We start from the raw sequence: 6,571 nt of genomic DNA, 5'->3' as shown, positions 1-6,571 counted from the left end.
ACCACCGCTGGCTCGGTGGCATGCTCACCAACTTCCAGACGGTCTCCAAGCGCCTCACGCGCCTCAAGGAGCTCGAGGAGATCAACTTCGACGACGTGGCCGGCTCGGGCCGCACGAAGAAGGAGCTGCTCGTCCTCAAGCGCGAGAAGGACAAGCTGGAGAAGACCCTGGGCGGGATCCGCTCGATGTCCAAGGTCCCCTCGGCCGTGTGGATCGTCGACACGAAGAAGGAGCACCTGGCCGTCGACGAGGCCCGCAAGCTCGGCCTGCCTGTCATCGCGATCCTCGACACGAACTGCGACCCCGACGAGGTGGACTACAAGATCCCGGGCAACGACGACGCGATCCGCTCCGTCACGCTGCTGACCCGCGTCGTTGCTGACGCCGTGGCCGAGGGCCTGGTCCAGCGCGCGACCGGTCGCTCCGGCTCCGAGGCAGGTGGCGAGGAGCCGCTGGCCGAGTGGGAGCGCGAGCTCTACGCCGAGGCGGCCGCCGCTGCGGAGGCTCCCGCTGCGGAGGCTCCCGGTGCCGAGGCCGCTGCCGCCGAGGCCGCTGCCGAAGACGCCGTCCCCGCGACGGCTGAGGCCGCCGAGGCCCTGCAGGCCGACGCTGCCGCGCAGGCTCCGCTCGAGTCCCCGGCTGCCCCGGCCGCCCCGGCTGCGGAGACGCCGGCCGGGCAGGCCTGAGTCCGGCTGTCGCACAGTCGATCCCTGAGTTCACGAACCACAGACGAAAAGAGCGAATCAGAGCATGGCGAACTACACCGCCGCTGACATCAAGGCGCTCCGCGAGCAGACCGGCGCGGGCATGTTGGACGTCAAGAAGGCGCTCGACGAGGCGGAGGGCGACCGCGCCAAGGCCGTCGAGATCCTCCGCGTCAAGGGCCTCAAGGGCGTCACGAAGCGTGAGGGCCGCTCGGCCTCCAACGGTCTCGTCGCGGCCCAGGCCGACGACGGCGTCGGGACCCTCGTCGAGGTGAACTGTGAGACGGACTTCGTCGCCAAGGGTGAGAAGTTCATGGCCCTCGCCGACCAGGTCCTTGCCCAGGCCGTGGCCTCGCAGGCTGCCGACTCGGCGGCCCTGCTGTCGAGCACGCTCGAGGACGGCAAGACGGTCCAGGACCTGCTCGACGAGGCCAACGCCACCATCGGCGAGAAGATCGAGGTCCGCCGCGTTGCCCGTCTCCAGGGCGACAAGGTCGTCTCCTACCTCCACAAGACGAGCCCCGACCTGCCGCCGCAGATCGGCGTCCTCATCGCCCTCGAGGGTGGTGACGAGACGGTGGCCCGCGACGTCGCGATGCACATCGCCGCGTTCAGCCCCTCGGTGCTGACCCGCGAGGAGGTTCCGGCCGAGACGGTCGAGAACGAGCGTCGTGTCGCCGAGGCGACCGCCAAGGAGGAGGGCAAGCCGGAGGCGGCCTTGCCGAAGATCGTCGAGGGCCGCGTCAACGGCTACTTCAAGGAGAACGTCCTGCTCGACCAGCCGTTCGCCAAGGAGCCGAAGAAGACCGTCGCCAAGGTGCTCGAGGAAGGCGGCGCCAAGGCCACCGCCTTCGCGCGCTTCCGCGTCGGCCAGTGAGGTCGTAGACCCCACCAGGCACTCACCGTATGCCGCTCACCTGACCCAGGTGAGCGGCATACGGCTATCTGTGGCTGAGTCTCCGGCCTACCCCGCAACACGCCCGGCACCTCGATTCCCACCCCGGAAATTTCACTGGTGCGTTCAACGGTGCCGGGCGTGTTGCGGTTGGGGGCGGGGCGGAGTTATCTACTACAGATAGTCGTAGATCACACACCAAAGACCTTGCCCTGATACCCCTACGGGTATCTCATGAAGGTATGACCACCACAACGAAGAAGTCACTGGTGGTGCTGGGCGCGGGCACGGCCGGGACGATGGTCGCGAACAAGCTCCGCCACCGCCTCCCCAGGACCGAGTGGACGATCACGGTTGTCGACAAGACCGACATCCACGACTACCAGCCCGGCTACCTGTTCATCCCGTTCGGGCTGAATGCCCCAGAACAGATTCGCAGGACGAAGCACGCCCTGATCGGGGACGACGTCGAGCTCGTCCTGGCCGAGGTCGAGACGGTCGACCCCGAGGCGCGCACCGTCACGCTGACCGATGGGCGAACGCTCAGCTACGACTATCTCGTCATCGCCTCGGGCACGACGCCCCGCCCGGACCAGACGCCCGGGATGCTGGGCGACGAATGGCACCGGTCGGTGGGCGAGTTCTACACGTACGACGGGGCGGTCGCGTTGCGCGACCAGCTGCGCGCATTCGCGGGAGGTCGCCTCGTGGTGCACATCACGGAGCTGCCGTTCAAGTGCCCCGTGGCACCGCTCGAGTTCACCTTCCTCGCCGACGACTACCTGAAGGGACGCGGCATCCGGGAGCGGACCGAGCTCGTCTTCGTCACGCCGCTCGACGGGGCGTTCACCAAACCGGTGGCCAGCCGGGAGCTCGGCCACCTCCTCAAGGAGAAGGGGGTCGTCGTCGAGACCGACTTCATGGTCGAGAGCATCGACCAGGAACGCAAGGTCCTCATCTCCTACGACGAGCGGGAAGTGCCCTACGACCAGCTGGTCACCATCCCGCTCAACATGGGCGCGGACTTCGTGGCGCGGTCGGGGCTCGGCGACGACCTCAACTACGTCCCCGTCGACAAGCACACCATGCAGTCGACGGCGCACCCGGAGATCTTCGCGCTCGGTGACGCGGGCAACCTCCCGACGTCCAAGGCAGGCTCGGTGGCCCACTTCTCGGTCGAGGTCTTCGTCGAGAACTTCATGGAGCTCATCGCGGGCAAGCCGATGACCCACTCGTTCGACGGGCACGCCAACTGCTTCGTCGAGTCGGGTGGTGGCAAGGCCCTGCTCCTCGACTTCAACTACGACACCGAACCGCTCATGGGCACGTTCCCACTGCCGAAGGTCGGCCCGATGACGCTGCTCAAGGAGTCACGCGCGAACCACATCGGCAAGCTGGCGTTCCGGCACATCTACTGGAACCTGCTCCTGCCCGGCCGACCCGTTGGGCTCCCGTCGGCCATGTCCATGACCGGCAAGATCCCCGCCCGTACCTAGAGGACGTTTGGAGACGAAAGGACACAACGCCATGCCAACCACCACCATCGCCGGCCACCCGGTCGAGGTCAACGACGAGGGCTTCCTCGCGAACCCCGACGACTGGGACGAGCAGCTCGGAGCGGAGTTCGCCCGCCTCATCGGCGTCGACCTGACGGACGAGCACTGGAAGCTCGTGAGGTTCCTCCGCGAGGACTACCGGACCCAGGGCGAGACGCCGACCCTGCGACGGGTCAGCACCCAGACGGGGGTGCCGATCAAGCAGCTCTTCACGATGTTCCCCGGCAAGCCGGCCAAGAAGATGTCCTACGTCGCAGGCGTGCCGAAGCCGAAAGGATGTGTGTGATGACCACCACCGACACGACGATCGGGACCGTACCTGCGACTGCGCCTGACGCTGCACCCCTGGTCATGCCGAACTTCGACGACGAGGTCGCTTCCGATCGCAAGCTCGCCATCATCTGCAGCAAGGGGAACCTCGACATGGCCTATCCGGGCCTGATCCTGGGCAACGCCGCACTGGGCGAGGGCGTCGAGACCCACCTGTTCTTCACCTTCTGGGGCTTCGACATGATCACCAAGAAGACGCAGGGCAGCCTCAAAGCCACCCTGCTCGGCAACACCGCCATGCATCTGCCCCAGGGGCTCGGCGGCATTCCGGGGATGACCCACCTCGCGACGTCGCAGCTCAAGAAGGCCATCGCCGAGCTCGACATCCCCGAGGTGCCCGACTTCCTCGACCAGATCGTCGCGTCGGGCGGCCACCTGTGGGGCTGCCGGCTGTCAGCCGACATGAACCACCTCACCGAGGCGGACCTGCGAGACGACATCGAGGGCATCATCTCGGCGTCCGACTTCATCGAGATGACCGCGGGCGCACAGCTGCTCTTCATCTGAATCTCCACCCCGACCCCGATCTTCACACGATCTCCAGACGGCGCACGCGGCTCACCCGCAGCCGCGCTCCTAGGCTCGACGTATGAGCCGAATCCTCCTGGTCGAGGACGACCCGACGATCAACCAGACCGTCGCCGACCGCCTCCATGCCGAGGGGTTCGAGGTCGTCCAGGCCTTCGACGGGCCGGGTGCCGTGGCGGCGCACCTCGAGCACCGCCCCGACCTCGTCGTGCTCGACGTCATGCTTCCCGGCTTCGACGGCCTGGAAGTGTGTCGCCGGATCCAGGCGGAGCGACCCGTGCCGGTGCTCATGCTGACGGCCCGCGACGACGAGACCGACCTCCTCGTCGGCCTCGGCGTCGGGGCCGACGACTATGTGACCAAGCCGTTTCGCATGCGGGAAGTCGTGGCGCGCATCAGGGCGCTGCTCCGGCGCGTGGAGCGAGCTCGTCAGATGGCGGCGCAGGGAGAGCCGGCCATCGTCGTCAACGGCCTGCGCCTCGATCGGGCTGCTCGTCGCGTCACGGTCGACGGCGCGCAGGTCCACCTGACGCCCCTCGAGTTCGACCTGCTCCTCGCTCTCGTGGAGGAGGCGGGCACGGTGAGATCGCGCGAGGACCTCATGCGCGAGGTGTGGGGCTGGGCGGAGGCATCGGGGACTCGGACCCTCGACAGCCACATCAAGTCCCTCCGCGCCAAGATCGGCGCGGAGCGGGTCCGGACGGTGCACGGCGTGGGCTACGCCTTCGGAGACGGGTCGTGAACCCGGATCGTCCCCTGGACGGCCTGCGCTCCATCAAGGTCAAGCTCGCGGTCCTCGTCGGCCTGAGCATCGTCACGGCGGCGATCGTCTCGGAGGTGGGCGACCGGGCCGGCGTCCCCGTCTGGCTGACCGTACCGGTCACGATCGTCGGCGCCCTCGGCGTAGTCCAGTGGCTCGCGCGCGGCATGACCTCACCGTTGCGGGAGATGACCGCAGCAGCCGCGGCGATGGCGACGGGTGACTACTCGCGCAGGATCTCGGCCAGCTCGGCCGATGAAGTGGGCGAGCTGGCGCGGGCCTTCAACACCATGGCGGCCGACCTCGCGGCGTCAGACCAGCAGCGTCGCCAGCTCATCGCCACGGTGTCGCACGAGCTGCGTACGCCCCTCACCGCCCAGCAGGCGCTGCTCGAGAACCTCGTCGACGGCGTCGTGTCTCCGGATGACGCCGCGCTCCGCACCGCCCTCGCCCAGGCCGAGCGCCTGAGCGACCTCGTGTCCGACCTCCTCGACCTCAGCCGAGTCGACGGCGGTCTCAAGCCCCTGTCGCTCGCGCCCGTCGACGTCGAGCGGCTCGTCGCGCAGGGCGTCGCGGAAGCCACGGCCGGCGGCGCCGACCAGCGGCGGATCAGCTTCGTCACCGTGGTCGGTGAGGACGGTCGGCCCGGCGCCGAGACCAGTGCGAGCGGTGCGGACGACGACGGGCCCGGCCTGCTCGTCGAGGGGGACGGGGACCGCCTCGCCCAGGTGCTCGCCAACCTCCTCGACAACGCCGTGCGCCACAGCCCGGTGGGGGGATCCGTCACCGTCCGGGCCGGCGTCCTCGACTCCGAGCGATGGATGCTCGAGGTCGCCGACGAGGGACCCGGGATTCCGACGGATCGAGCCGCCAAGGTCTTCGACCGCTTCGGGTCGTGGGGCGACTCCGGCGGTGGCACCGGCCTCGGCCTCGCGATCGCGAGCTGGGTCTGCGAGCTGCACGGCGGCTCGATCTCGGTCCTGCCATCGGAGGCCGGCGCGACCGGTGCCCGGATCCGGGCCGTTCTCCCACGTCACCCCGCAGCGGCGACGCACCCGCCCACCATCGACCCGGGTGCCGACCGCGTGCCCGCGACACCCACCCCGAAGGAGCGCCTCATGACCACCGTCCCAGTGCCGCCCGCCCCAGCGCCGCCGCAGCCGGCCGGTGTCCCAGCGCCGCCCTTCGTCGACTCGGTCTTCGGCGACCTCTGGCCCGAGCGCGCGCTCGATCCTCAGCCGCGTCTCGTCCTCAGCTCGGTGGCGATCGGTCTCCTCGCGGCCCTCATCGTCCCGGGCCGGAACCTCGGAGTGGGCACCTTCGCCATCCTGCTGCTCTCCGCCGCCCTCGTCTTCACGGCCTCGGTCCACCGGCGCGAGCGCGCCATGCAGGTCACCGCGCTGCTCGCCGTGGCCCTCACGAGCCTCGTCGTGCTGCGCGCGGCCGAGTGGCTCGCAGTCGTGGCGGTCGGTGTCGCCGGGCTCCTCGCGATGGCCGCCCTCACCGACGCTCGCGGCCTCGCGTCCATGGTCGGCGGCTGGGCGTCGTGGGTCCTCGCCGGGGTGCGCGGGCTGCCACTGCTGGGACGCACCCTCAACGCGATGTCCAAGGTCTCGGTGCTCTGGCCGGTCGTGCGCACCGTGGCGATCTCGATCGTTGCGCTCGTCCTCTTCGGCGGCCTGTTCGCCTCGGGTGACGCAGTCTTCGGGTCGTGGGCCCAGGCCATCCTGCCCGAGTTCGCGGTCGACAGCCTCGTCGTCCGGTTCTTCGTCGCGTTCGTCGTCGCCGGAACGGTCCT

The 6,571-nt window shown here is 69.1% G+C and carries 7 protein-coding genes; all 7 read left to right on the top strand.

Annotation, left to right across the window (positions count from 1 at the left end; genetic code table 11):
* A partial coding sequence (rpsB, locus tag ABF401_RS19315) for a 30S ribosomal protein S2 (protein WP_353511213.1) occupies positions 1 to 686 on the top strand: 686 nt, incomplete at its 5' end.
* A 64-nt stretch (positions 687 to 750) separates the two neighbouring features.
* A complete protein-coding gene (gene tsf / locus ABF401_RS19310; protein ID WP_353511212.1) occupies positions 751 to 1,581 on the top strand; it encodes a translation elongation factor Ts in 831 nt (276 codons plus the stop codon).
* A 260-nt stretch (positions 1,582 to 1,841) separates the two neighbouring features.
* Positions 1,842 to 3,095 (top strand): type III sulfide quinone reductase, selenoprotein subtype, encoded by a 1,254-nt coding sequence (gene sqr, locus ABF401_RS19305; protein ID WP_353511211.1) that lies wholly within the window; start codon positions 1,842 to 1,844, stop codon positions 3,093 to 3,095.
* A gap of 31 nt (positions 3,096 to 3,126) precedes the next feature.
* Positions 3,127 to 3,441: a TusE/DsrC/DsvC family sulfur relay protein gene (locus ABF401_RS19300; RefSeq protein WP_353511210.1), complete on the top strand. Its 315-nt coding sequence runs from the start codon at positions 3,127 to 3,129 to the stop codon at positions 3,439 to 3,441.
* Positions 3,441 to 3,992 (top strand): DsrE/DsrF/DrsH-like family protein, encoded by a 552-nt coding sequence (locus tag ABF401_RS19295; RefSeq protein WP_353511209.1) that lies wholly within the window; start codon positions 3,441 to 3,443, stop codon positions 3,990 to 3,992. The genes ABF401_RS19300 and ABF401_RS19295 overlap by 1 nt, the downstream gene beginning before the upstream one ends.
* Before the next feature lie 82 nt (positions 3,993 to 4,074).
* Complete coding sequence (locus tag ABF401_RS19290) at positions 4,075 to 4,755, top strand: response regulator transcription factor (RefSeq protein ID WP_353511208.1); 681 nt, start codon at positions 4,075 to 4,077, stop codon at positions 4,753 to 4,755.
* Positions 4,752 to 6,571 (top strand): ATP-binding protein (locus tag ABF401_RS19285; RefSeq protein WP_353511207.1); only part of this gene is annotated, 1,820 nt, incomplete at its 3' end. The genes ABF401_RS19290 and ABF401_RS19285, both read left to right, overlap by 4 nt.

This window comes from Intrasporangium sp. (assembly GCF_040414665.1).
In the GTDB taxonomy this organism is placed as follows: domain Bacteria; phylum Actinomycetota; class Actinomycetes; order Actinomycetales; family Dermatophilaceae; genus Intrasporangium.
This window is presented reverse-complemented; position numbering and strand designations above follow the sequence as displayed.